Raw genomic sequence first — 23,953 nt, forward strand, 5'->3', positions numbered from 1 at the left:
ATGAACTTATGCACAACCATTACCCAGCCACAAACACGCCTTTGTCAAGAATTATTTTGGCTCAAAACGGGAAAAAAACCACTAAAAGTCTAAAATAAAGTAAAAGACCGACGCATATCGTTGACAGGATGCAGCAATCTGATTTAAACATATGATCACTGGCCGATCAGATGATCAGCTAGACCTAACAAGAAAATCAGCAAGAGGACACACCGATGGCTACGCCATTACTGCTCCAGGCTGAACATGTCGCGAAAGCCTATGCAGGGGTCCCCGCCCTGCGTGACGGGCGCCTCTCCCTCCGTGCCGGCAGCGTGCACGCCCTGTGCGGCGGCAACGGTGCAGGCAAATCGACATTTCTCAGCATCCTCATGGGCATCACCCAGCGCGACGCGGGCAGCATTTTGCTTAACGGCAAACCGGTGCAGTTCGACCGCCCCAGTGACGCACTGGCCGCAGGAGTGGCCATGATCACCCAGGAGCTGGAGCCCATCCCCTACATGACGGTCGCCGAGAACATCTGGCTGGGTCGCGAACCACGGCGCGCCGGCTGCATCGTCGACAGCAAGGAGCTGAACCGGCGCACTCGCGAACTGCTGCAAAGCCTGGAGTTCGACGTGGACGCCACCAGCCCGATGCACCGCCTGAGCGTCGCGCAGATTCAGCTAGTAGAAATCGCCAAGGCGTTCAGCCATGACTGCCAGGTGATGATCATGGATGAGCCGACCTCGGCCATTGGCGAGCGCGAAGCGGAAACGCTGTTCAAAGCCATCCGCCGCCTGACTGCCCGCGGCGCAGGGATCATCTATGTGTCCCATCGCCTCAGTGAATTGGCGCAAATCGCCGACGACTACAGCATCTTTCGCGACGGCGCCTTCGTCGAAAGCGGACGCATGGCCGATATCGACCGCGCGCATCTGGTACGTGGCATCGTCGGTCAGGAACTGCAGCGCATCGACCATAAGGTGGGGCGCGAATGCGCCGCGCAAAACTGCCTGGACGTCACCGGCCTGAGTCGCGACGGCGAGTTCCAGGACATCAGCCTGCAACTGCGCCAAGGAGAAATTCTCGGCATCTACGGCCTGATGGGCTCGGGTCGCAGCGAATTCCTCAACTGCCTTTATGGCCTCACCGAACCCGACTCCGGAAGCGCCACGCTCCAAGGCCTGCCTCTGCCGATAGGAGTGCCCGCAGCCACTATTCGCGCCGGCATGTCACTGGTGACCGAGGACCGCAAAGAAAGCGGCCTGGTGCTCAGCGGCAGCATCATGGCCAACATCGCCCTCTCCGCTTACAAGCAATTGTCGAGCTGGTCAGTGATCAATGCGCGCAAGGAAAACGAACTGGCCCAGAGCATGGTCAAGCGCCTGCAAATCAAGATCTCTTCCCTCGACCTGCCAGTGGAGTCCATGAGTGGCGGCAACCAGCAGAAGGTCGTGCTTGCCAAGTGCCTGTCGACTCAGCCGATCTGCCTGCTCTGTGACGAGCCGACCCGCGGCATCGATGAAGGCGCCAAGCAGGAAATTTATCACCTGCTGGACGAATTCGTACGCGCCGGCGGCGCGGCCATCGTGGTCTCGTCCGAAGCTCCGGAACTGCTCCATCTAAGTGATCGTATCGCGGTATTCAAAGGCGGCCGACTGGTCACCGTCAGCACCGATACCGCCCTTTCCCAGGAAGCCTTGTTGAGTCTCGCCTCATGAACACCAAAATTCTTGCCACACCTGCCCCCTCCGCTGCCTCCTCAACCACCAGCCCACGCGCCCGCCTGCGCACAGCCCTGGACCGCTTTGGCCTGCCGCTGGTATTCATTCTGCTGTGTCTGGTGATGGCTTTCGCCAGCGAATACTTCATGACCTGGCGCAACTGGATGGACATCCTGCGCCAGACCTCGATCAACGGCATTCTTGCCGTCGGCATGACCTATGTGATTCTGACCAAGGGCATCGACCTGTCGGTAGGCTCGATCCTGGCCTTTGCCGGGTTATGCAGCGCGCTGGTGGCCACTCAAGGCTATGGCCTGCTGGCAGCGGTCAGTGCCGGGATGTTCGCCGGCGCAATGCTCGGCGTGGTCAACGGCTTCATGGTCGCCAACCTGGCGATCCCACCCTTTGTCGCCACCCTCGGCATGCTCAGCGTGGCCCGGGGCATGACCTTCATTCTCAACGACGGCAGCCCGGTCACCGACCTGCCGGAAAGCTACCTCGCCCTGGGCATCGGCAAGTTGGGCCCGATCGGCATCCCCATCATTATCTTTGCAGTGGTCGCCCTGATTTTCTGGATGGTCCTGCGCTACACCACTTATGGACGCTACATATATGCCGTGGGCGGCAACGAAAAAAGTGCCCGCACCTCCGGTATCGGCGTACGCAAAGTGACGTTCTCGGTCTACGTGATCTCGGGCCTGCTGGCGGGTCTCGCCGGTGTGGTACTCGCGGCCCGCACCACCTCGGCCCTGCCCCAGGCTGGTGGCTCTTATGAACTGGACGCCATCGCCGCCGTGGTGATCGGTGGCACCAGCCTCTCCGGCGGTACCGGCAGCATCGTCGGCACCCTGTTCGGCGCACTGCTGATCGGCGTGATCAATAACGGTTTGAACCTGCTCGGAGTGTCTTCGTATTACCAACAAGTCGCCAAGGGTTTGATCATCGTGCTCGCGGTGCTCATCGATGTCTGGCGCAAGAAAAAACGCTAAGCCTTTTCACTGAACCTTATGACTAAAACAATAAAGGAGTTCCCCATGAAAATGTCCACCAAGAAGATCGGTCAGACTCTCGCTGCCGTAGCGACTGTATCCCTGCTCTCCAGCAGCATCGCCTTCGCCGAAGGCAAGACCTACAAGATCGGCGCTGCGGTGTACGGCCTCAAGGGCCAGTACATGCAGAACTGGGTACGCGAAATCAAGGAGCACCCGGCGGTCAAGGACGGCACCGTACAACTGACCGTGTTCGACGGCAACTATGACGCCATGACCCAGAACAACCAGATCGAAACCATGGTCACCCAGCATTACGACGCGATCATTTTCGTGCCGATCGACACCAAGGCCGGTGTCGCTACCGTGACCCAGGCTCAGCTCAGTGGCGTCCCGGTGATCGCCTCCAACACCAGAGTCGCTGGCGCCAACATCCCTTTCATCGGTAACGATGACGTCGAAGGTGGTCGCCTCCAGGCCCAGGCCATGGTTGACAAGCTCAAGGGCAAAGGCAACGTGGCAATTATCCAGGGCCCGATCGGCCAGTCGGCGCAGATTGATCGGCAGAAAGGCGAGATGGAAGTCCTGCTGAAGAACCCGCAGATCAAAATCATCGAAATGAAAACCGCCAACTGGTCTCGCGCCGAAGCCCTGACGCTCACCGAAGACTGGCTGAACGCTCACCCTAACGGTGGCATCAACGGCATTATTGCGCAGAACGACGACATGGCCCTCGGTGCCTTGCAAGCTGTGAAATCTCGCGGCCTGTCGCCAGAAGAGGTAACGATAACCGCCATCGACGGCATGCCTGACGCCATTCAGGCCGCCAAAAAAGGCGAAATCACTACCTTCCTGCAAGATGCCCAAGCGCAATCCCAGGGCGCTCTCGACATTACGCTGCGCACCCTGGCAGGCAAAGACTACAAACCACAGTCGAAAATCTGGGAACGCTATGGCAAAGACGTAAAATGGGGCGAAGGCACGGCTAAGGAGTACATCGTGCCGTGGGTGCCGGTCACCAATAACAATGCCGACGCGTTGTACACGCAGGTTACCGGAACCAAGTAAGCGTTTTTGCCCAACCTGAGAACCCGGGCCGAATACGGCCCGCATGGAGTGTATGCAATGTCCAATTTCTGGAACCAGGCGTTCGACCTCAACGGCCGCTGCGCCGTGATCACCGGCGGTGCCGCCGGTATCGGTCTGGCCTGCGCCAGCCTGCTGGTGGAGCGCGGCGCCAGAGTCGCCCTGCTGGATCGCGATCCGGCAGTGGTCGAAGTGGCCGCCAGCCTCGGCGCCGGGCACGTGGGCCTGGCCGTCGACCTGCGTCAACTCGATCAGGTAAACGCTGCGGTCGACCAGGCCGCCGAACAGCTCGGTCGTCTTGATTTCCTGGTCAACAGCGCTGGCGTCGCCTTGCTGGACAAAGCGCTGGACGTCAGCGAAAGCGCGTGGGACACCACGTTGGACATTAACCTCAAGGCCAGTTTTTTCGTGGCCCAGGCCTGCGCCCGACACATGATCCAGCAAGGCAACGGTCGCATCGTCAACCTCGCCTCCCAGGCCGCCGTGATCGGTCTGGACCGGCACGTGGCCTATTGCGCGAGCAAGGCCGCCGTGGTCGGCATGACAAAGGTCCTGGCCATGGAGTGGGCGCCACACGGCATCAACGTCAACGCCGTCTCGCCGACCATCGTTGAAACCGCTCTGGGCAAGAAAGCCTGGGCCGGCGAACTGGGCGAACGGGCCAAATTGCAGATCCCGATCGGACGCTTCGCCCAACCCGAGGAAATCGCCGGGCTGGTGCTTTACCTGCTCAGCGACGCGGCCAAGATGATCACCGGCGAAAACGTGGTCATCGACGGCGGCTACAGCATTCAGTAATCAGGTTCCACATTACAAGAACAAGGAAACACTTCATGAATCGAGTCATAAACGATCCGGACCAGGTGGTTGAGGACATGCTCAAAGGCATCCTCGTGGCGCACCCGGAACTGACCCAATACGAAGCCAACCCGCGGGTCATTCGCAAGAGCAAAACCTCACCGGCAGGCCAGGTGGGCATCGTCACCGGTGGCGGCTCCGGCCATGAGCCGGCGTTTCTCGGTTACGTCGGCCCTGGTCTGGTGGACGCGGTGGCCGTTGGCGAAATTTTCTCCTCACCGACCGCCAAGAGCTTCTTCGACGCGTTCCGCGCGGCCGATCAGGGTGCAGGCGTCGCCTGCCTTTACGGCAACTACGCGGGCGACAACATGAACGTCAAGCTGGCGATGAAGATGGCCGCCAGCAAAGAGATGAACATTCGCACCGTCGTGGCCAACGACGATGTGGCCTCCGCTCCCCCACAAGACATTGCCAAGCGCCGTGGCGTCGCGGGTGAGATCTTCATGTGGAAAGTCGGCGGCGCGGCAGCCGCCCAAGGCTACGACCTGGACGGCGTGATTCGCGTTGCGCAGAAGGCCGTCGACCAGTGCCGCTCCATCGGTGTAGGCCTCACTTCGTGCATCATTCCGGCGGTTGGCAAGCCGAACTTTCAGATCGCCGATGGCATGATGGAACTGGGTATCGGTCACCATGGCGAGCCGGGGATCGAAGTCATCCCGATCGGATCCGCAGCGATCATGGCGGAACGCATGATCGCGCCGATTCTCGCCGACCGCGATTTCAGTCAAGATCAAAGCGTCGTGGTGCTGGTGTCCGGCCTTGGCGCCACACCGGTGATGGAGTTGTACATTTTCTACGCCGAAGTGGAACGTCAGCTCACGGCCAAAGGCTTGCGCGTTCACCGTTGCTACGTCGGCAACTACTTCACGTCGCTGGAGATGATGGGGGTGACCCTGACCCTGCTCGGGCTCGACGCTGAACTGACAACCTTGATCGATCAACCTTGCCGCTCCATCGGCATGTCCCAGTCGGAGTGAACCATGAGCCAGCATTTCTCGAGTAGCACCGGCAGCGCCATCGTGACCAACCTGGTCTCGATCATTGTCGCCAACCGCGAATACCTCAGCGAAGTGGACGGCGCCATCGGCGACGGCGACCACGGCATCAACATGGCCAAGGGGTTCTCCCGTTGCGGCAAAAGCCTTGAAGGTCGCCAGTTGTCCCTGGCCGAAGCGCTTGATGAGTTGACCCTGGCGCTCATGGAAGGCATTGGTGGCTCAATGGGCCCGCTCTATGGCAGCCTGTTCATCGGCATGGCCGAGGAAGTGCGCGGTTGCGAGGCAATCGATGCGGCGAGTTTCGCCAGACTGTTGCGTGGTGGCCTCACGTCGCTGCAAGACATCACCGATGCGGGCGTTGGCGACAAGTGCTTAATGGATACGCTGATTCCGGCAGTGGAAGCCTTTGAGCAAGCAGAGGCCGGTGGCGCCTGCTTCAGCGAAGCCTTGAGCCAGATGAAAAGCGCTGCGTCCCAGGGGCGGGATTCCACCCGGGACCTGGTCGCGAAAATCGGTCGCGCCAGCCGTCTGGGGGAGCGTTCCCTGGGGGTACTGGATGCCGGCGCGGTGTCTTGCTGCCTGATCCTCACCAATCTCGCCGAGTCGGTCGAAGCACAACTGCAGGGTTAATTGTGCGCCCTCCATCCGGCACGTAAGGCAACGACCGGATGGAGCCAACGACCTCTACTTGCGAGTAGCATCGTCCAGCGCGAGTATCGTGTAGGCATTCGACACCGTCGTCGCCAGCGTATTGATCACCCCCGAACGCAATGCACCCAAGGTCGCCGCCGCCTTGGTGTTCTCGCTAGCAATCGCCACCACATCGGGAATGCGCACCAACTCCTGCACCGTCAAACCGATCACCCGCCCTTGCATGGCGTTAACAGCCGGTCGGCCGTGAATGTCGATAAAGTCATACCCCATCATATCGCCGACGGTACCGGACAGACGCGCCTGGGCAATTTCCTGGGGCGAGAACCACCCCATGCGCACCATGTTGCTGTTCTCGCTCATGTCGCCGATACCGATCAACGCAATATCGGCGCGGCGGGCACGATCCAGGGTCGAACGTACGGTGTCGTTGTTGATCAGAATGCTGCGCAACTCCGGGTTTGCCACCAGGGCTGGTGCATAAAGCGTTTCGCTTTCCGCCCCGAAGCGCAAGGCCAGGCGACGGCAAATATGATCGGGATTCATGTATTCGCCAGCCTTCAGCGAACCGCCAATGGCGCAGACAAAGGTGCAGTTGCGCGTGACCGGCAAGAACACGTTTTCAGCCACGGCCCCCACATTGCGGCCCATGCCGACAGCGACGATCATGCCATCGCTCAGCGTCTTGTTCAGGTAGTTGGCCACCAGGCTGGCAACCGCCGAGCGCTGGGTGTCGGGGTCACCATGATCGACGGCGATCAGCGCGCGATCGAGCTGGAAGCGCTCGACCAACGCCTGCTCCAACTCAATGTTCATCGCAGGATGCTGCAGTACACGCACCTCGACCACGCCTTCATCACGCGCACGCTTGAGCAGCCGGCTCACCTTTACCCGGGACAGGTCAAAACGCTTGGCGATTGCCTCCTGAGTGATGTTGTCGAGGTAATAAAGCATGGCCACTTCAGTCATCAGATCGATGTCGCTGGCTGCACGCTGTGTACTGTCAGTCATGTGAGCTTCCATTTACGCAACAAAAAACCATTCTCCCTACTCAGTACAGGCTAAGTCCAGCGGCGAATCGCGAATTCAGCCCTGCGCGATACGTTTTGCCAGATTGATAAAGTTACCCAGGACCGGCCCCTGCTCTTCACGCCGGCAGATCAGGGTGATCGGTGCGACCAGTCGTGGTCGGGCGTTGATACGGCAATAGACCACCGACTCACGATGAAAGCCGTTCATCGACGCGGGCACCACGGAAACCCCCGCCCCGGCGGCCACCAGGCTGATGTTGGTCAACATGCGCTCGACTTCGAAAGCAATCTTGGGCGTGAAGCCGGCGTTTTCACAGGCATCGATCAGCTTCGAATACATCCCCGTGGCGCCACTGCGTCTAACCAGAATGAACGGCTCGTCGGCCAAATGCTTGATCGAGATCACAGGCATCGGCTCCTCAGCCTCAGCCTTCTTTTTACGCGTGCGTCCCAACAACGGATGCCCGACTGGAAGCACCAACAGCATGTCTTCCTCGAACAACTGATAGAAGGTCATTTCGTGGGGCTGGCTCACAGGCGCGCGAAGAATGCCGATGTCGAGCTTTCGCTGAGTCACATCGTCGGTCAGCTCCCGGGCACTGCCCTCGTTGAGCAACAGGCTTACACCCGGATATGTCTCGCGATAGGCGCGGATGATGCGGGGGATCAAGGGGTGCGCGGCGGCCGAACTGGTGAAGCCGATCGACAGCGTCCCCTCGTAGCCCTGCGCCGCCTTGGCCGAACGCCGTGCGGCGTCTTCGACACGGTTGAGAATGTCCCGCGCCTCCTGAAGGAAGATCACCCCGCCGGGGGTCAGGTCAACGCCTTTGGGGTGGCGCCGAAACAGATCGAATCCTAACTCGCTTTCCAGCGCTCGAATCTGTTGGCTCAGCGGCGGCTGCTGCATGTTCAAGCGAGCGGCGGCGCGAGTGAAGTGCTGCTCCTCGGCGACCATCAGGAAGTAACGCAGGTGTCGAAGTTCCATAGGGCCCTGAACAGAGAGGTGGGTCGAGGTGCGCAGTATAAGGGGGGCCGACACCAGGCGACAAAGCGACGCCCATGACGGTTGTAACTCGTTACACTGCACGCCATAAAAAAATCTGGCACCGGTCAACGGCGACCAGTGTGCGAGGAGCCGTAACCCCACATGCGTGGCCGTTTTTTCAACAGCAGTGTCATACAAATGCTGGTCGCCATGCTGTGCGGCCTGGCGCTGGGGTATGGGCAACCGCATCTGGCAGTGACCCTCAAGCCGATCGGCGACGGCTTCGTCAAACTCATCAGCATGAACATCTCGCTGGTGGTGTTTGTGCTGGTAGTGTCGGGGATCGCCAGCCTGCATGATCATCGCCAGTCTGCGCGTATCGGCGGCAAGGCCGTGGTCTATTTCGAAATTCTCGCCCTGCTCTCCCTGGTGGCCGGTATCGCCGCCGCGCTATTCCTGCGACCGGGTGCCGGTCTGGTGCTGATTGACCACGCAACAACGCAGCCCGTACCCGGCAATCTCCATGAATCGTTCGATGTCAGCCGTTTTGTGCTCGGCATCATTCCCAACTCTTTCGTCGATGCCTTCATGCAAGGCGGCAACACTTTGCAGGTGCTGTTTCTGGCCATTCTGTTCGGCGTGGCACTGGCCCGCAGCGGCCAGTATGGCGCGCCGCTGCGTCAGTCCATCGAGACCCTGGCGCAACTGATGCTCAACATCATGGCGATGATACTGAAACTGGCCCCGCTGGCCGCCTTCGCCACCCTCGCCTACACCATCGGCCGATACGGTCTGTCATCGATACTGCCACTGGCAAAACTGGTGCTGACCCTATACCTGACCAGCCTGCTGTTCATTGTGATCGTGTTCAGCGCCGTGACCCGGATCGCCGGGGTGCGCTTGTCGAGTCTGCTGCGCTACATCAAGGAAGAGCTGTTGGTGGTGTTGCTCACCACGTCATCGATCGCCGCGTTGCCCTCGCTGATCGTCAAGATGGAGCGTCTGGGCTGCGCGCAAAGCGTCGTGCGCCTGGTCCTGCCGGCCGGCAATTCTCTCAACCTCAACGGCACGAACATCTACCTCGCGGTGTGTGCACTGTTCATCGCGCAAACCGCACAGGTGGACATGAACACCGGGCAGCTCATCACCTTCCTGATGATCGCCATGCTGACATCCAAAGGCGCCAGTGCCGTGGCCGGTTCGTCATTCATCACCCTGGCGGTGACCCTCAGCGCGCTGCAGATCGTGCCCTTGGAAGGCCTCGCCCTGCTGCTGAGCATCGAGCGGCTGATGAAATGCCGCTCGCTGACCAATCTGATTGGCAATGCCGTGGCGTGCCTGGCCATTGCTCACTGGGAAAAAGCCATCGACCGGGAGCGCTTGCAGCACGAACTAGGCCGCTGAAAGAATCATCAGTGCAGTTCGTTCAGCAGCGCCTCGCTCAATGCATGGGGATGCCCGGAAAACAACGTGCGCAACGGTTCGTCGGTTGCCAGATGCCGGTACAACGCGGCACGTTCTCCATAATTGGCGGCCAGACGTACAGCCGCCTGAACATAGTCCTCCCGCGTCTGCGCGATGGTCCATTCCGGCAGCCCGACCCGCCGAAACAACCCCTCGTCGATGTGCTCGAACACCTGCGGACCGGTTTTGCACACCCCCGGTAGCCCGACCGTCAGCGCGTCGATGATGCCGTTGGTGTTACCGAACGGAAACGGGCTGAGGAACAGGTCGCAGCGGTTGAGAATCGCCATGTAGTCCTGATACGGCTGGTGCGGATACACCGTGGCATCGCGCACGTAGCGTTCGATCAGGCGCAACAATTGTGGGTATAGCAGTCCTTGGGCCTGGCCGACGAGAAAGTGAAAGTGCACCCGTTTTCCGGACTCATTCAGGGTGTGCGCGGCAATCGCCTGACAGGTGGCCAGAAAACCCGGATTGAGCTTCATGGTGGTCGCCGCCACGGCGATATGAACCAGCGGACCGTCTTCGCGCGCCACCCGCGGCAGGTTCACCGCGAGGGCCGAGGGACGGTAAGGCTGCCCGTCGGCGGGCAAGCGCAGCAGCCGCTCGGTGAAACAGCCAGGATCACCGACGAAATCATCCTCGACACTGATGCAATCGATATGGCGCGAGGCGGTAGTCGCCGGATGCCCCAACGCCGCGACTTGCAGCGGGGCAATCCGCAGATTGCTGGCGAACAGCGTGATCTGGAACATGCCGACGCTGGGCAAGTAGAACACTTGAGCCTGCCGCGCTTCAGCCAGCTCGCGTAACTGACGCAGGCAGGCGAACAGATCATCCGGTTCGGCGAACTCGACAAACTCGTCGAACACCTGGCGACCCAGGTCATCGACATTGGCTCCGTAGCCTATCCCCACCACGTGAAAGTCCCGTCGCGCCGCCTCCAGCGTGCGCGAGTGGGTGCGATAGATCGAGTGCCCGCCAGAAAACCATTCCACGAGCACCAGCATCAGCGGCTTGTTCGACCCACTGTCGACGGCGCCCCGCTTCTGCGGCAGGTGATGGATGCCGACGCTGTCCAGCTTTCGCTCGATCAGGCGATTGATCGATGCCTTGATCCGGTGCCGTTCCGACAGGTCGGCATAACTGCAGTGCATGTACACGTCATGCAGCACGCTGATGGGCAGCGCGTCGAGGCTGTCGAGCTGATCGAGGCGATCGGGTAGCCAGGCCAGCAACGCCTCACGCTTGGAATGCGCGGCGGGTGTACCGAGGAATCGCGGCGACAGCAACGCCATGAACAGCGCAGCGGCCAGCGTGGGGTTGCGCGCCCACAGCAACTCGACATCCAGCGGCAGTTCGGATTCCGGAGAATAGAGGATGCAGAACTTCACCAGGTCCTTTTCCGCGAGCCGATAGTCGCCGGCGTGATGCCCCAGCAGGTTCAACGAACGCAGGATGTGGTCGCAATTGACGAAAGCGCTGGCCGCGAACAGCGACGACAACCAGCGCTGCAGGTTGATCAGTTGGCCGAAACCGTCCGGGCTGATGCGAAAGCCAGGGTCGGAAAACAGCGCGGTGATGGCACTGGTGATGCGCGTCAACACGTGGGTTTCCAGCTCGCCCGAGGTAATGGCCGGTGATACGGACAGCGAGAACTGTTCGGACAATTTGCCGTAGTTGCGGTCGATCAATTGCAGCAGCCGGACCAGATCGCGGGCCGCCGCCTCATGGTCATGGGTGTAGCAACGGTACTCGAACTGCTCCAGGGAAAACACTTGATCGCTCATCGCAAACGCCAGATTGAGAATGGACTACGACAATCACGGGCCCGACCGATAACGGTCAGGCCCACGATCACTCAATGACCCAACGCGTAAAAGGTGCTGTCCAGTTGAATCCGAGCCTGCGCCAGTTTCTGACGCTGTTGGTTCAGCCACTCCTGATCAGCCTTGAGACGCAGTTTTTCCGCGCCCAGCATCCGCTCGACCTCGGCACGCTGTGGCCCACCCAACCCCTTGCTGGCACTGACCATGTTTTGTGCGGTCAGGGTTTCACGGAAGCGGGCTTCGGTCAGCGGGAACTGCCCGCCTTGCAGGTTAAACGCTTGCAGCGCCTTGCGATAGATGACGCGAACCTGATCGAACGGAATGTCCGCAGGTTTGATCTTGTTCTGCCGCCCGTAACTGACAAGGTCCGAAGCGAAGTGGTGACCTACGCGAAACGGTACATCCGATTCCCGTTGCAGCGTATCGGCCAGCTCGGTAGTGGTCGAGTAGTCCGCGTCGACTTCCTGCAACGCGCGGTTCTTGTCGATGATCAGGTTGCCCAGCATGTCGGTCAGCAGGTCGAAGGCCTGGGTGGTTTGGTCCAGGGTTTTCTCCACCTGGTCGCGCTTGTAGTCCGGCATGCCCGGCGACACGTTATGGCCTTCAAACTCGAACGTCACCGCTCCGCCCACAATGTCGCTGGCTTGCAGGCGCAGGCGGTTGAGCACATAGGGATTGCGCTTCTGCGGCATGATGCTGCTGGTGCCGGTCAAGTGGCCTTCCTGGATCAGGATCCACGGATACGGCTGGTGATACTGGATGTGCATGTCCTGCACCATCAGGCCGATGGTCTGTGCGGCGCTGCTGCACACACCGGTCAGTTCCATGCCGGTGTCGAGGGCGGCCAGTTGCGTTGCATCGTAAGAGTTTTCAACCGGCGCATCGAAACCCAGCAAATCCGACAAGCGTTTACGGTCCACCGGGAAACTTGAGGTGCCCAGCGCCGCGCTGCCCAGCGGGCTCAGGTTAAGGCGCGCATAGGCCTGTTGCAGCCGCGTGGTGTCGCGGTCGAACACCGAGGTGAAGCCCAGCAGATAGTGGGCGTACGTGGTGGGTTGCGCCTGCACACCGTTGGTGTAGGCCGGGACGATGGTGTCGATGTGGTTCTGTGCCAGATCGAGGAACGCGGCGCGCGACTGGTTCATCGACGCCAGCAGGTTCAGCGCACGCTCACGCTGCATCAACCGGCGCGTGGTGGACAGGATGTCCTGGCGGCTACGGCCCGAATGCATGCGCGAACCATCGGGACCGGCCAGTTTGAGAATCAGCGGCTCGTAGTCCAGATAGTCTGCCGGACGCTCTGCTCCCGGCTTGTCGCCGTCCTTGATCACCTGTTCGACCGCCGAAACGATCTTCTTGCCCAGGTCCTTGGGCACGATGTTGTTTTCGATGACCATCACCGTGGACGCCTTGTTCATTTCGCCCAGGTAGTAGAAGTAGTCGTGGACTTCTTTCTTCTCGGCCGCCTGGGCGTTGCCCAGGGAAATGCTCAGCGCCAGCGGTAACAGGGCGATGCGGATCGCCAGACGCAGCGGGGTTTGGGAATAGTTCATTGGGTTGGTTACTCTCGCTCGGTTTTGCTGGAAGGACGGGGCCCCGTCGTGTCGGCGGCAGCGAGGTCGCGCCATTGCGCAACCTCGATGTTCACCTGATCGGCAACGCTGCCCATGGCTGTGAGGTGGTAATCGGGGGTCAGCGGCTGGCTCCAGACGCTGCGAGCCATCTGCATTTGCAGGTACTGGGTGGTTGGTGCGGTGGCGGCGTCGAGCAGGCTGCTGTTGATCAGCCCGCCACGGGAAATCACCACGGCACCGCTGCCGTTGGCCGACAGGCTGGTGCTGTCGTCGGTGTGGGTGATGTAGCGGCCGGTCGGTGTGTCGACATCCACCATCAGCAGCCCATCGGCGACCTGCAGGCTGTTATTGCCGTCGTCGAAGCTCAAGGCTGCACCGCCGGCACTTCTGCCGATCAGGCTGAGGTTGCCGTCGCCGCCCGTGACCACGCTGTTGTAGCCGTTGGCGCTGGATGCACTGAAGGCAATCCCGTCGCCGCTGCCTTGCGCGGTGCCTGACAGCCGAATGTCGCCCGTGCTGGAAAGAATCTTCACGCCGTTGGCCGGCCCCGAGGCGCCGCTGCGAATGCTCAGGCCCGCCCCGGTGGACGTGGCCGCGCTGGTGCCGGTCAGGGACAGATCGCCACTGACGGTCGACAGCGTCAGCGAACTGCTACTGCCTGACGGGTAGATATTGATGCCGACACCGCCCTGGGATTGCCCCACGAGTGAGACTGAACCGCTGCCCGTCGCCTGGATCAGGTTCTGCCCGGTCAACAAGCCGATGCCATCGCCCGCGCCGCTGCTGCCGTGGATGCTCAAAGCACCATTTTCGACACTGAGTTGCGCCTTGCCATTGCCATAGACCTCAACCCCGCTGCCAAAATCGCTGGCATTACCGATCAGGGTCAGGTTGCCGTCAGCACGGGTTTGCAGGATGTTGTTGACGGCGAGGATGGCGATGCCGTGATCGAGTTCGCCACTGTTGGGCGAATGGAAGTTGCCGATCAGGGAGATGTCGCCGCCCTGGGAGGTAATCCGGTTGCTGGAAACGCCGTTGCCCGTGCTGCCGCCCAGGGCGATGGCATCCGAGGTGCCCACCGAATCGCCGCGCAAGGTGATGTTGCCGGAACCGCTGCTGACGTTGACGCCTTGGGAGTTGCCGGTGGAGTTGAAGAAAATCCCGTAGCCACCGAAGGGCGTCGTGCTGTTGCCGCTGATGTTGATGTCACCGCTGGTGGTCGACAGGTCGATGGAGGCATTGGCACCCGACGGCGCGATGTCGACGCCGCGCCCGGACACGCTGGTGCCGTCCAGGGTCAGGTCGCCACTGTTGGTCGAGATGCGGATCGCCGAGTAATCACCGCCGGCATCCAGCGACAAGGCCTTGAACGAGCCGCTCGACGTGCTCACCGTTTTGTGATTGGCCTTGAGCAGGACATCACCGCGACTGCTGTCGACGTTGATGCTCGCACCGGACGTTGACGCCGTGCCGTCGCCCGAGGCGATCAGCGCCAGGGCCGGTGTGGTGCCGTCCATCGTGGTGCCGGTCAGGGTGATGTTGCCGTCGGTAGCGAGGTTGATCGACGACGTCGCGCCGGTCGAGTTGAGAATGGTGCCGTAACTGCCCGTGCTGCTGCCGTCCAGAACGATGTCTCCGCCCTGTGCGGAACTCAGGTTGATCGCGCCGTCGCCCGATGCAGCCAGGTACACGCCCCTGCCCGTTCCGCCGAACCCATTGCCATTGCCCTGCATGGTCAGCGTGCCGGTGCCGACACTCAGGCTCTGTGCGGATGAGGCCGCCGTCGAACACACCAGCACGCCATAGCCTGAGACGGCATTGCCGCGCAGGGTCACATCACCGGAACCGCTGGCAGCGATGCTGTTGTTGGTGCCGAAGATTCGGGTCGCATTACCGCTGCCCAGGTTGGTGCTGTCGACCGTGATCGAACCGATGCCGGTGGTGAGCAGGCGGCTGCCACCGGTGAGGACGAATGCATCACCAATCCCGCCGATGCTCGCTTGCAGTGCCGTGATGTTGATGTTGCCGCCGCCGGCATCGATGCTGCTGCCACGGATGTTCACACCCGTTGCGGTGGACCCTGGCGCCAGGGTCGAGGACGTGGCACCCGTCAAGCTGACGTCACCGCCATGGGTGGCAATGAGCGTACCGCTGCCCAGGGAAATACCGCTGCCATTGCTGAGATTGGTGCTGGTTGAGGACGGACTCGGCTGAACCACGCCACTGATCGTGAGGTTGCCGCCCTGAGTCGTCAGCTGATTGCCGGCACTGCCGCCCAGAACGACCGCATCCGAGGCGCCCAATGAATTACCGCGTAAGGTGATATTGCCCGCGCCGCTGCTGACGTTGACGCCTTGGGCGCTGCCGGTGGCGTTGAAGAAAATCCCGTAGCCCGCCAGAGAGCCCGTGCTGTTGCCGTTGATGTTGATGTCGCCGCTAGTGGTCGCCAGGCTGATGGAGGCGTCGGTGCCCGAGGGCGCGATCTCGACACCGCGCCCCGACACGCTGCTGCCGTCCAGGGCCAGATCGCCACTCTGGGTCGCAATGCGGATCGTCGAGTAAGCACCGCCGGCGTCCAGCGACAGGCCCCGGAACGCGCCGCCTGCGGTGTTGACGGTGTTTTGATTGGCCTTGAGCCGCACGTCTCCACTGCTGCTGACAATGTTGATGCCCGCACCGGGTGTGGTCGCCGTACCGTTGCCCGACGTCACCAGCGCCAGGGCCGGCGTCGTGCCACCTGCCGCCAGGCCGGAGAGGGTGATATCGCCATCGGTGGTGAGGTTGATCGACGACGTCGCTCCCGTCGAGTTGAGAATCGTGCCGTAGCTGGCGGTGCTGCTGCCGTTCAGAACGATGTCACCGCCCTGCGCGGAAGTCAGATTGACCTGGCCATCGCCCGACGCGGCCAGGTACACACCCCTGCCCGTTCCGGCGAAAACATTGCCGTTGCCCTGCACGGTCAGCGTCCCCGTGCCGACGCTCAGGCTCTGTGAAGAGGACGCCGCCGTCGCGCAGACCAGCACGCCATAGCCTGAGGAAGCATTGCCGCGCAGCGTCACATCACCGGACCCGGTGGTGGCGATGCTGTTGTTGCCGCTGAAGATTCGGGTCGCATTGCCGCTGCCCAAATTGGTCCCGTCGACCGTGATCGAACCAATACCGGTGGTGAGCAGGCTGCTGCCGCCGGTCAGGACGAAAGCGTCACCGGTCCCGCTGGTGCTCGCCTGCAACGCCGTGATGCTGATGTTGCCGCCACCGGCATCGATGCTGCTGCCGCGAATGCTCACCGCCGTTGCGGTAGACCCTGCCGCCAGAGTCGAGGATGTGGCGCCGCGCAGGACGACGTTGCCACCGCTGGTGGTGATGCGGGTGCCGTTGCTCAGGGAAATACCGCTCCCATTGCTGACGTTGGTGCTGGCCCAGGACTGGTTCGGCTGCACCGCGCCGCTGACGGTGAGGTTGCCGCCGTTGGTGCTGATGGTGGCGTTGGTCAACGCCACCGAGCCGTTGCCGGTGTTGTTGTAGTTCGAGTACAGCGACACGTTGAGCGTCTTGCCGGTGCCGTTGCTGATACTGGTGTTGGTCATCACGATGTTGCGATGGGCCTGCAACGTCAGTGTGGCGTTGCCGACCCCGCGGACGTTGTCCAGCACGTTGATGTCGCCGGAGGTACCGCCCACCGAGGAGGTGCAGACCAGAATGTTCGCGCCTTCGGACAACGACGCGTTGAGGGTCGCTGAGCTGAGGTTGGAGCTGGCAGCGCCGCTTGATGTGAACGGGCTGGTGCTGGTGGCCCCCGAACTGGCACCCGCCGTGATGTTGATGTTGAACGGGTCAATCAGCCAGGTGCCGCCCTGACCCGACACCGCACTGAGGTCGACAATTCCGGTGACTTCCAGGGCATGGCCGGAGGTTTCCACCAACCCGCCACGGCCCTGGTTGCCGGCGCCTTTGACGCTGATGCCGCCATGGAATTGTGTGCTGTCCAGGGACCAGAGAATGACTTTGCCGCCATTGCCGTTACTCAGCGCATCGGCACTGATGCGCGCATCGCTGTCCATGTAGGTGGCGGTCGCCTGGTGGACGCCGCCGCTGCCCTGATAGTCGCCACCCAGCAACACGGTTCCGCCCGCCACATCGCCATCGGCGTTGATCCGGCCGCTGTCGAACAGGCCGACGTATTCACCGGTCAGACTGACGTCGCCGCCACGCTCGCCGCTGTTACGCCCGGACGCGTCCAGGGTGCCGCTGTTGACCACCACGCCGTTATTGCCGCCGTCGAGCACAATTCGGCCGTTGCGTTGCTGCAGACTGCGGGCCTCGATCACCCCTTCATTGTTCACCACGTTGCTGAGCATGGCCTGGGAATCCCGGGCGCTGAGGGCCACCAACCCGCCGTTGGCCCGCAGCAGCCCCCGGTTGACGACACTGGCGCCGATCGCCGGGTCGTTGACTTCCAGGTTGATCAAGCCATCGCCCTTGAGGTCCAGGGTGATTTTCTCACCGCCGCCCAGCACCACCGAGCCCAACCGGGCAACCACCGTGCCTTCGTTGCGCACCTGGGCACCGAGCAGCGCGACGCTGCCGCCGTCACCCGCCGTGATCACGCCCTGGTTGATCACCGCGCCCTGGCTTTTGCCGGAAAACACAGTGCGCCCGGCGAGGAAATCGCTGTTGGAAATGTCCAGTGAACTGGCCACCAGACCGCCGACGCTAACCATCGAACCGGCACCGAACAGCACGCCGGACGGGTTGATCAGAAACACCTGACCATTGGCGTTCAATTGGCCGAGGATTTGCGAACCATCGCTGCCGGTCACGCGGTTCAGCGCCACCGACGAGGTGCCCGGCTGTTGAAAATTGACCTGGGCACCGCTGCCGACATTGAAGGTGTTCCAGGTGGCGATCATGCGGTCGCTGCCCTGGTTCACGGTCATCACATTGCCGTTGCTGCTGATGCTGGCGCTGCCGGCGACGACCTGGCCGTTGGTGGGCAGAGCGTTACTGTCCAGCGCCAGGGCCGGCAACGGTGCCAGACTGTAAAGCGCGCACAGCACGGCATGGCTGAGGGGTTTGAGGCGCGGAAGCGTCTCGCGACTATTGCGCTTTGATCGAACGTTGCTCACAGCCTTCTCCTCAGAACGAATAGTTGATACCGGTGCCGATGGCGCTGATGGTGGTGCCTGTGCCTGGCGAATAACCGGTGGCGGCGTAAACCCCGGTCAATGCAAAGTTGTAGTTGGCCAGGGACTGGTTTTTCAGCACCACGTACTGGCCAAACAGATCGGTGTTCTTGGTCAGCTTGTAGGTAGCACCCACCGCGTATTGGCTCGCGCCCATGCCGTGGGTGTCGCAGTCGATATCGGTGGCGGCGATCATCGAGCACTGGCCCGGCAACGCCTTGGCGTAACTGGCCCGCAACTGCCAGGCGCCCATGGTGTGAGAGATGCCGAACAGGTAGGCGCGGCGGCGATAGCGGGACAGATCGCTGGAGGTGGTGCTGTTGTTGATCACACCGTCTTCGGAGTAGGACAAGTCGTCGGCAATGGCCGACAGCTTGGTGTCGCCAAAGTCATAGGCCAGGCCATAACGCACACTGAAGTCGTCCGAAGAGGTGCCATCGGTGACATGAGTGCTGCTGCCGACACCCCGGGCATTGCGTCCCAGCGAGGCGATGCCGAAATAATCGACATGCCGTTCGGCGGCGACAATCGCGGTAAAGCCGCCATGGGTGTAGGTCAGGCTGCCGCCATAGATATAACCCTTGCTGACATCGTCGGCGGCACGGGTGCCGTTGTTGGAGTACGCCAACTTCAGTTGCAGGCCATACCACTCGGGCGTCCAGTACTGCACGACTCCGGCCTGGCGACGATTGAACGCGGCGTCATCGTTGTTCGATTCATCGGCGGTGCCGGACGGCCCGTTGACGTTGGTGGCCAGGCTAGTGCCGAAACCGGGAGAGCCGATGATGTTGTAATACGCAGCACTGGTCTTGCCGTAGAACGGATCCAGACTGGTGGTGCTTTCTTTCAACGGCATGTCCCAGATGCCGTACAGCAACGTACCGAACTGATCATTGTTGAACGCCGCGCCGGAGTTGCGCAGCTTGGCACTCGGTGACGCCGACTGCACCACCGAGGGATCGTCGCTGGCGGTGTAGTTGAGGGAGATGCCGTACTCCAGTTGCCACAGCAGATTCCAGTCGTCGGTCAGCGCATAACCGCTGTGTACTCCGACGTTGGAAACGTTGTCACGCGCGCGCCAGAAACTGGCCATGTTGCGTCCGTTGGGGGTGGCCAGCCGACTCTGGTCGGCTGGGGCGGCCGGCGTCGCGCCGTAACGGTCTACGTATTCGGGGACAATACCCAGCGAGCCGTAAAACACGGTTTGGGTTTCGGCCACTTCGAAATCCTCGCCCTTGGAGCCCAGGTCACTGGCGAACCCGGCGAAGGCCTGAGGTGAGCCGGAAATCGAGAACCACAGGCGTCGCGCCGCGCGATCGTCGCTGGTCGGATTGTCGCCCGGTGAAAACGCCAGACTGGCGTTCATTACCAGATCCCGGTGATACAGGTTCACGCCCACGCCATAGCCATAGCGGGTCAGCTCGTTCTCGCTGTTGTCCCAGGGGTTCTTGTTGACGCGGACCTTGCCCCCGTCGGCGAACAACGCGCCCTCGGCAATCGCGCCGTGGACCGTCCCCAGGTATTTACGCAACTCCACACGCCCCAATACCCCCTCGTCCCCTGCGGCTTCGCCGACCGGATAGGCCCGCACGCCATTGGGTCCGCCCAGGCTGAGTTTTTCCGAAGAATCGAGGTTCTTGTCGGCCCACTGCCCCGAGACAGAGCCATACAGCGAATAGCCGTAACCCAACGCTTGCAGGCGGCTGAACGACGCGTTGGTCTTTTTGTAAGTGCCCGCGGCTTTTGCCGTGTAGGCGTCCAGCGCCGCGTCGGCGGCGGTGTTCTTGTCCAGATCACCGACGCCGAAGGCAAGGCTCCCCAGGTTGTTGCCCCGCCAGCCATCGTTCCAGTTGCCATAGAGCGCGGCGCTGCGAAAGACCGCCGACTTGTTCACGGAAAAACCGTCCGCCGAATCCTCGAAATGACGATGTTCTTCAGCCAGGTTGAAACTGATGTTGGCATCCCGTGAACGCAGCAGCGAGCTGTTGAGAAACACCGAAGACACCTTGGCGGTGCCGTCGGCATCGATGTCCTTGAGGTTCTTGCCGATCGAGTAGTCCAGCTCGGCGTAATTGGCGCCGATGGACACGCCACTGGCCCCCAGCGGTTGCTGGAAACCCACGCCCTTGATCTCCAGCCCTTCGAACGAGTTCTGCGAATTGACCGTGAAGGTTTCACCGAGGCCGAAAGCGTCGTTGAGGCTGACGCTGGACGTCAGCCGATTGGAACCGGTGAAATAGTTGCCGTAGTTGTCGATGGCCGCGCGAGCGGTGAAGGCGGTCATCTCACTGAGTTCAAGCACGATGTCCGCCGCGCCCGGCTGTTGCGACGGGCGCAAAATGGCGTGCACGGAAACACCGGCAATATCCGACAGGCGCAGCAGTACCCGTTCCAAGTCCTGCTCGCGAATGATCGTGCCCGGTTCCAAGGCATCGACAAAGCGTTGCTGCATGCCTGGGCGCAAACGCACGTTCGGCCCTGGCAAGGCGACGACCGTGCCGATCACCCCTTCCTGAATACCGAGGGTGACCTGGCCGTTCTGGATTTCCTGGGCCGGCAGATACGCCCGGGCCACCAGATAACCCCGGGCACGATACAGCGCGGTAACCTGCCCCGCCGCTTCCCGCAGGCCATTGAGGTCCAGCACGCGCTGGGTATAGGGTTTGACCTGAGCCTGCAAGTCGGCGTCGCTGACTTCACGATTGCCGGTGAAGGTGAATCCCTTGACCTCCAGTTTCATCGATGACGCCGCGCCCGAGTTGGCATGGCTGTCAGGTTCAGCGTCCTGGCTGTCGATGCGCACGCTACCCGGGGTGGCGGGCTGGGCGCTGTCGGTCGGCCGCAGGGCTTCGCGGTTGGTTTCGAACAGTCTCCCGGAAGACGGCAGCGTATCGGCCTGGGCCTGCACGGCGATCAAGGCCGCCGCCAAGAGGGTCAGACGGCCGGGCCTGAAGGCCTGAGATACCCTGATGAACAGATCGTTTTTGCTCATACATCACTCTTATTATTTTTATCGAGGACGTGCTTGCCCGGCCCGCACAGCCGTGACGAGTCAGTGTGGAATCAATAAAACGGCGTGCTCAGGGAAAGATGATTCGGGCGACCTTTTCGTCGCGAAACAATTGCGGCGCGCTATGCCCCAGGCCCGGGATCGAATGTTGTGGATGGTTAATGGGGGTTTGCCATTTCTTGGCCAGGAAACGTTCGTAGGCGATGTAAATGAGCTGGCGTTCGACCCGTGTCTGGCCCTGGTAATTGGCGCCGCAGGAACTGTCCATCACCCGGCTGTTGGGGTTGTTGTCCTTCGCTCCGACCAGGTAGGTCACGTCGCGAGCCGCGTAACGGGCGAACAGTTGCTGATCCGACAATTGCTGTGACTGTACGTACGCCGGGGCACCGTCCAGACCGTAACGATAGCGGCCATAGCTGGGGCATATCACCGTGACCACCGGGGCAAATCCACCGACCTGCAAGCGATTGTCATCGAAGTACAGATAGCTCGACGGGCTGGCAATGATGTAACGGATGCGGATGCCACGGGCCTTGAGTCCGGCGTCCAGATTGTTGACCACCGCGTAGCGCTGCATCAGCTGCGCGCCGGCCGAGTGGCTGACCATGACAATTTCTTTCAGCGCCGGAAAATGTTGGCGGTCGGACAAGTAGCCAACCAGGTCGTCCAGCACTTGGAAGCCCGAAATACCGGTATGACCCGACTGCGATTCGATGCCATGCATCCATTTGTCACGAGGCCACAGGGGCATGTCATCACCGACGCCCGGATCGGTCGGGGTCAGGAAGTTGGGGGCCAGCAACAGCGTCTGATCTGCTGAAAGACCGGCATTGTTCAGCAGCTTGCGGCCGGTCTCGAAGTACTTGTCGGCATCGCGCTGCACACCGTGCAGGATCACCACCGCACGCTCGATACCCTTCGGAGGTTGATACAGATCGGCGTTGGCGTAGACCCGGAAGGGATAGGCATCGCTATCGCGGCCCAGGCGCAACGTCTGAAAAGATTCGTCAACACGCTTGCCCGCGACTTCGCCTTGGGCTTCAGAGATAGAAGAGGATGTGATCGCCCCGACCAGAGTCACCGTGCCAAGCACTGAGGCCAAAGATTTGGTAAAGGTGAAGGATGATTGCAGGCTTTTGAACATACAGAACATGGCACCCTCTGCGCTAATACACCGAACGGTGCGGCATCGGCTCGATGCGGCTATCCCTTCGTTGTGCGGCTGTTCGGAAACAGGATGGGCATGTGTTCGCGTCGGAGCGTTGCCACCTATATGGAGGGGCCGCCAAGTCGCGAAGCCAGGCACTTCTCTTGTTTTTTGCGAATCCTAACAGCGGGGCTGGTCGATGAAAAATACGCAAAAAAACGATCTCAATACTTTAAAAATATCGAGTTGTCGTAGCAGCCGTCACGAACAAAACAGGGTGTTGCGTTCGGGTATATAGAGACTGTTATCCGGGGCACGCTGCACAGGTTGCTGGCTGAACATCTGACCCGTACGGAGCGCTTGTTGGCAGACCAGATGCCCGGCTACGTCAAGCAACTGCTGGATGAAGAGGGCTCGGTGTCCTGCGCATCGACATGGGCCCCAGTGACAGATGCCCCCTACTGCCCTAGCGTTTCCCAGCGGTAGGCTATCCGTGTGCCAATAAGTTCACAAACACCGAAATCGCCCTCTCAGGCTTTCCGATTTCCACTGAGAGCCGACCGTTTTGCGGGGGTAAAAATGACAAAAAATAAAAAGGGGTCGCGAGATAAAATCTCACAACCCCTTGAATTATATGGTCGGGACGGAGTGATTCGAACACTCGACCCCTAGCACCCCATGCTAGTGCGCTACCGGACTGCGCTACGCCCCGACTAGGCGTGAAACTCGTCCTTCATCTCGAAGAACGCTCAAGAATATATCGCAAGCTTTTGAAAACTGGAAGTATTCAAACGCAGGAATTTATTTCTTGAGGACCACCAGCACATCTTCCAATTCGGCAATCATCTGCCTAATCATCTGTTTGTATTGAGTGGTGTCGTCTTTGGCTTCATCGCCGGACAAACGCAAGCGTGCGCCGCCGATGGTGAACCCTTGATCGTAAAGAAGCGCGCGGATCTGCCGGATCATCAGCACGTCTTGTCGCTGATAATACCGGCGGTTTCCGCGCCGTTTGACGGGGTTGAGTTGAGGAAACTCCTGCTCCCAATAGCGCAGCACGTGCGGTTTTACCGCACACAGCTCGCTGACTTCACCAATGGTGAAGTAGCGTTTGCCTGGGATGACGGGTAGCTCGTCGTTATGACTTGGTTCCAGCATAAGCCTCAACTCGGGCCTTCAACTTCTGCCCTGGACGAAAGGTGACCACACGGCGAGCCGTGATCGGGATTTCTTCACCCGTTTTCGGATTGCGGCCAGGCCGCTGGCGTTTGTCCCGAAGGTCGAAATTGCCGAAACCGGACAATTTGACTTGTTCGTTGTCTTCAAGAGCGTGCCTGATTTCTTCAAAAAACAGTTCGACCAATTCCTTGGCCTCCCGTTTATTCAGGCCCAGCTCTTCATACAGACGTTCCGCCATTTCAGCTTTCGTCAGAGCCCCCATA

General features: G+C 60.9%; 16 protein-coding genes and 1 tRNA gene. 7 read left to right on the forward strand and 10 right to left on the reverse strand.

All coding sequences use genetic code 11. The features are described from left to right. Window positions 1-215: 215 nt before the first annotated feature. Genes PMI32_RS28440 through dhaL form a run of 6 tightly spaced genes read left to right on the forward strand, consistent with a single transcriptional unit; the run spans window position 216 to window position 6,267 of the window. Window positions 216-1,703 carry a sugar ABC transporter ATP-binding protein gene (locus PMI32_RS28440; protein ID WP_008023942.1) on the forward strand — a complete coding sequence of 496 codons (1,488 nt, stop codon included), beginning with the start codon at window positions 216-218 and terminating at the stop codon, window positions 1,701-1,703. Then, window positions 1,700-2,695, forward strand: a complete 996-nt coding sequence (locus PMI32_RS28435) for an ABC transporter permease (protein ID WP_008023944.1) — start codon at window positions 1,700-1,702, stop codon at window positions 2,693-2,695. Before PMI32_RS28440 ends, PMI32_RS28435 begins: the two co-directional genes overlap by 4 nt. 45 nt (window positions 2,696-2,740) lie before the next feature. After that, window positions 2,741-3,763, forward strand: coding sequence for a substrate-binding domain-containing protein (locus PMI32_RS28430; RefSeq protein ID WP_008023945.1), 1,023 nt, complete (start codon window positions 2,741-2,743; stop codon window positions 3,761-3,763). A 57-nt stretch (window positions 3,764-3,820) separates the two neighbouring features. Then, entirely contained in the window at window positions 3,821-4,579 is a 759-nt protein-coding gene (locus PMI32_RS28425; protein WP_008023947.1) for an SDR family oxidoreductase, read from the forward strand. Window positions 4,580-4,614: 35 nt separating this feature from the next. Beyond that, entirely contained in the window at window positions 4,615-5,616 is a 1,002-nt protein-coding gene (locus PMI32_RS28420) for a dihydroxyacetone kinase subunit DhaK (protein ID WP_008023949.1), read from the forward strand. 3 nt (window positions 5,617-5,619) lie between these two features. After that, window positions 5,620-6,267, forward strand: coding sequence for a dihydroxyacetone kinase subunit DhaL (dhaL, locus tag PMI32_RS28415; RefSeq protein ID WP_008023951.1), 648 nt, complete (start codon window positions 5,620-5,622; stop codon window positions 6,265-6,267). A 54-nt stretch (window positions 6,268-6,321) separates the two neighbouring features. Here the strand turns inward: dhaL and PMI32_RS28410 are convergent, their stop codons facing one another. Together PMI32_RS28410 and PMI32_RS28405 are read right to left on the reverse strand one after the other, a co-directional pair. After that, window positions 6,322-7,299 (reverse strand): sugar-binding transcriptional regulator, encoded by a 978-nt coding sequence (locus PMI32_RS28410; RefSeq protein ID WP_008023952.1) that lies wholly within the window; start codon window positions 7,297-7,299, stop codon window positions 6,322-6,324. Between the two features lie 75 nt (window positions 7,300-7,374). Further along, window positions 7,375-8,304 (reverse strand): LysR family transcriptional regulator, encoded by a 930-nt coding sequence (locus tag PMI32_RS28405; RefSeq protein WP_008023954.1) that lies wholly within the window; start codon window positions 8,302-8,304, stop codon window positions 7,375-7,377. Window positions 8,305-8,466: 162 nt separating this feature from the next. Here PMI32_RS28405 and PMI32_RS28400 point away from each other — a divergent pair, with 162 nt between their 5' ends. After that, window positions 8,467-9,708: a cation:dicarboxylate symporter family transporter gene (locus PMI32_RS28400; RefSeq protein WP_008023956.1), complete on the forward strand. Its 1,242-nt coding sequence runs from the start codon at window positions 8,467-8,469 to the stop codon at window positions 9,706-9,708. Window positions 9,709-9,716: 8 nt separating this feature from the next. Here the strand turns inward: PMI32_RS28400 and PMI32_RS28395 are convergent, their stop codons facing one another. The 8 genes from PMI32_RS28395 to ihfA form a co-directional block, all read right to left on the reverse strand. After that, window positions 9,717-11,558: a hypothetical protein gene (locus tag PMI32_RS28395; RefSeq protein WP_008023958.1), complete on the reverse strand. Its 1,842-nt coding sequence runs from the start codon at window positions 11,556-11,558 to the stop codon at window positions 9,717-9,719. Between the two features lie 71 nt (window positions 11,559-11,629). Beyond that, the gene (locus tag PMI32_RS28390; RefSeq protein WP_008023960.1) at window positions 11,630-13,150 is read right to left on the reverse strand and encodes an argininosuccinate lyase; all 1,521 of its coding nucleotides are present in this window, start codon (window positions 13,148-13,150) and stop codon (window positions 11,630-11,632) included. Between the two features lie 8 nt (window positions 13,151-13,158). Next, window positions 13,159-18,297 carry a beta strand repeat-containing protein gene (locus PMI32_RS29340; RefSeq protein ID WP_008023962.1) on the reverse strand — a complete coding sequence of 1,713 codons (5,139 nt, stop codon included), beginning with the start codon at window positions 18,295-18,297 and terminating at the stop codon, window positions 13,159-13,161. 10 nt (window positions 18,298-18,307) lie between these two features. Then, window positions 18,308-21,346: a porin gene (locus PMI32_RS28385; protein WP_008023964.1), complete on the reverse strand. Its 3,039-nt coding sequence runs from the start codon at window positions 21,344-21,346 to the stop codon at window positions 18,308-18,310. An 88-nt stretch (window positions 21,347-21,434) separates the two neighbouring features. Continuing rightward, window positions 21,435-22,517 (reverse strand): alpha/beta fold hydrolase, encoded by a 1,083-nt coding sequence (locus PMI32_RS28380; RefSeq protein ID WP_008023966.1) that lies wholly within the window; start codon window positions 22,515-22,517, stop codon window positions 21,435-21,437. Window positions 22,518-23,146: 629 nt separating this feature from the next. Further along, window positions 23,147-23,223: transfer RNA gene (locus tag PMI32_RS28375), tRNA-Pro, on the reverse strand. Window positions 23,224-23,312: 89 nt separating this feature from the next. Continuing rightward, window positions 23,313-23,669: a MerR family transcriptional regulator gene (locus tag PMI32_RS28370; RefSeq protein ID WP_003179985.1), complete on the reverse strand. Its 357-nt coding sequence runs from the start codon at window positions 23,667-23,669 to the stop codon at window positions 23,313-23,315. Beyond that, on the reverse strand, window positions 23,650-23,952 hold the full coding sequence (ihfA, locus tag PMI32_RS28365) for an integration host factor subunit alpha (protein WP_002553164.1): 303 nt from the start codon (window positions 23,950-23,952) through the stop codon (window positions 23,650-23,652). The genes PMI32_RS28370 and ihfA overlap by 20 nt, the downstream gene beginning before the upstream one ends. Window position 23,953: the final 1 nt, after the last annotated feature.

Source organism: Pseudomonas sp. GM60, from assembly GCF_000282415.1.
GTDB classification, from domain to species: domain Bacteria; phylum Pseudomonadota; class Gammaproteobacteria; order Pseudomonadales; family Pseudomonadaceae; genus Aquipseudomonas; species Aquipseudomonas migulae.

Bases quoted from the DNA above. Each gene is read 5' to 3' on its own strand.
- PMI32_RS28440 (WP_008023942.1), top strand. From the start codon at position 216: ATGGCTACGCCATTACTGCTCCAGGCTGAACATGTCGCGAAAGCCTAT.
- PMI32_RS28435 (WP_008023944.1), top strand. From the start codon at position 1,700: ATGAACACCAAAATTCTTGCCACACCTGCCCCCTCCGCTGCCTCCTCA.
- PMI32_RS28430 (WP_008023945.1), top strand. From the start codon at position 2,741: ATGAAAATGTCCACCAAGAAGATCGGTCAGACTCTCGCTGCCGTAGCG.
- PMI32_RS28425 (WP_008023947.1), top strand. From the start codon at position 3,821: ATGTCCAATTTCTGGAACCAGGCGTTCGACCTCAACGGCCGCTGCGCC.
- PMI32_RS28420 (WP_008023949.1), top strand. From the start codon at position 4,615: ATGAATCGAGTCATAAACGATCCGGACCAGGTGGTTGAGGACATGCTC.
- dhaL (WP_008023951.1), top strand. From the start codon at position 5,620: ATGAGCCAGCATTTCTCGAGTAGCACCGGCAGCGCCATCGTGACCAAC.
- PMI32_RS28410 (WP_008023952.1), bottom strand. From the start codon at position 7,299: ATGACTGACAGTACACAGCGTGCAGCCAGCGACATCGATCTGATGACT.
- PMI32_RS28405 (WP_008023954.1), bottom strand. From the start codon at position 8,304: ATGGAACTTCGACACCTGCGTTACTTCCTGATGGTCGCCGAGGAGCAG.
- PMI32_RS28400 (WP_008023956.1), top strand. From the start codon at position 8,467: ATGCGTGGCCGTTTTTTCAACAGCAGTGTCATACAAATGCTGGTCGCC.
- PMI32_RS28395 (WP_008023958.1), bottom strand. From the start codon at position 11,558: ATGAGCGATCAAGTGTTTTCCCTGGAGCAGTTCGAGTACCGTTGCTAC.
- PMI32_RS28390 (WP_008023960.1), bottom strand. From the start codon at position 13,150: ATGAACTATTCCCAAACCCCGCTGCGTCTGGCGATCCGCATCGCCCTG.
- PMI32_RS28385 (WP_008023964.1), bottom strand. From the start codon at position 21,346: ATGAGCAAAAACGATCTGTTCATCAGGGTATCTCAGGCCTTCAGGCCC.
- PMI32_RS28380 (WP_008023966.1), bottom strand. From the start codon at position 22,517: ATGTTCTGTATGTTCAAAAGCCTGCAATCATCCTTCACCTTTACCAAA.
- PMI32_RS28370 (WP_003179985.1), bottom strand. From the start codon at position 23,669: ATGCTGGAACCAAGTCATAACGACGAGCTACCCGTCATCCCAGGCAAA.
- ihfA (WP_002553164.1), bottom strand. From the start codon at position 23,952: ATGGGGGCTCTGACGAAAGCTGAAATGGCGGAACGTCTGTATGAAGAG.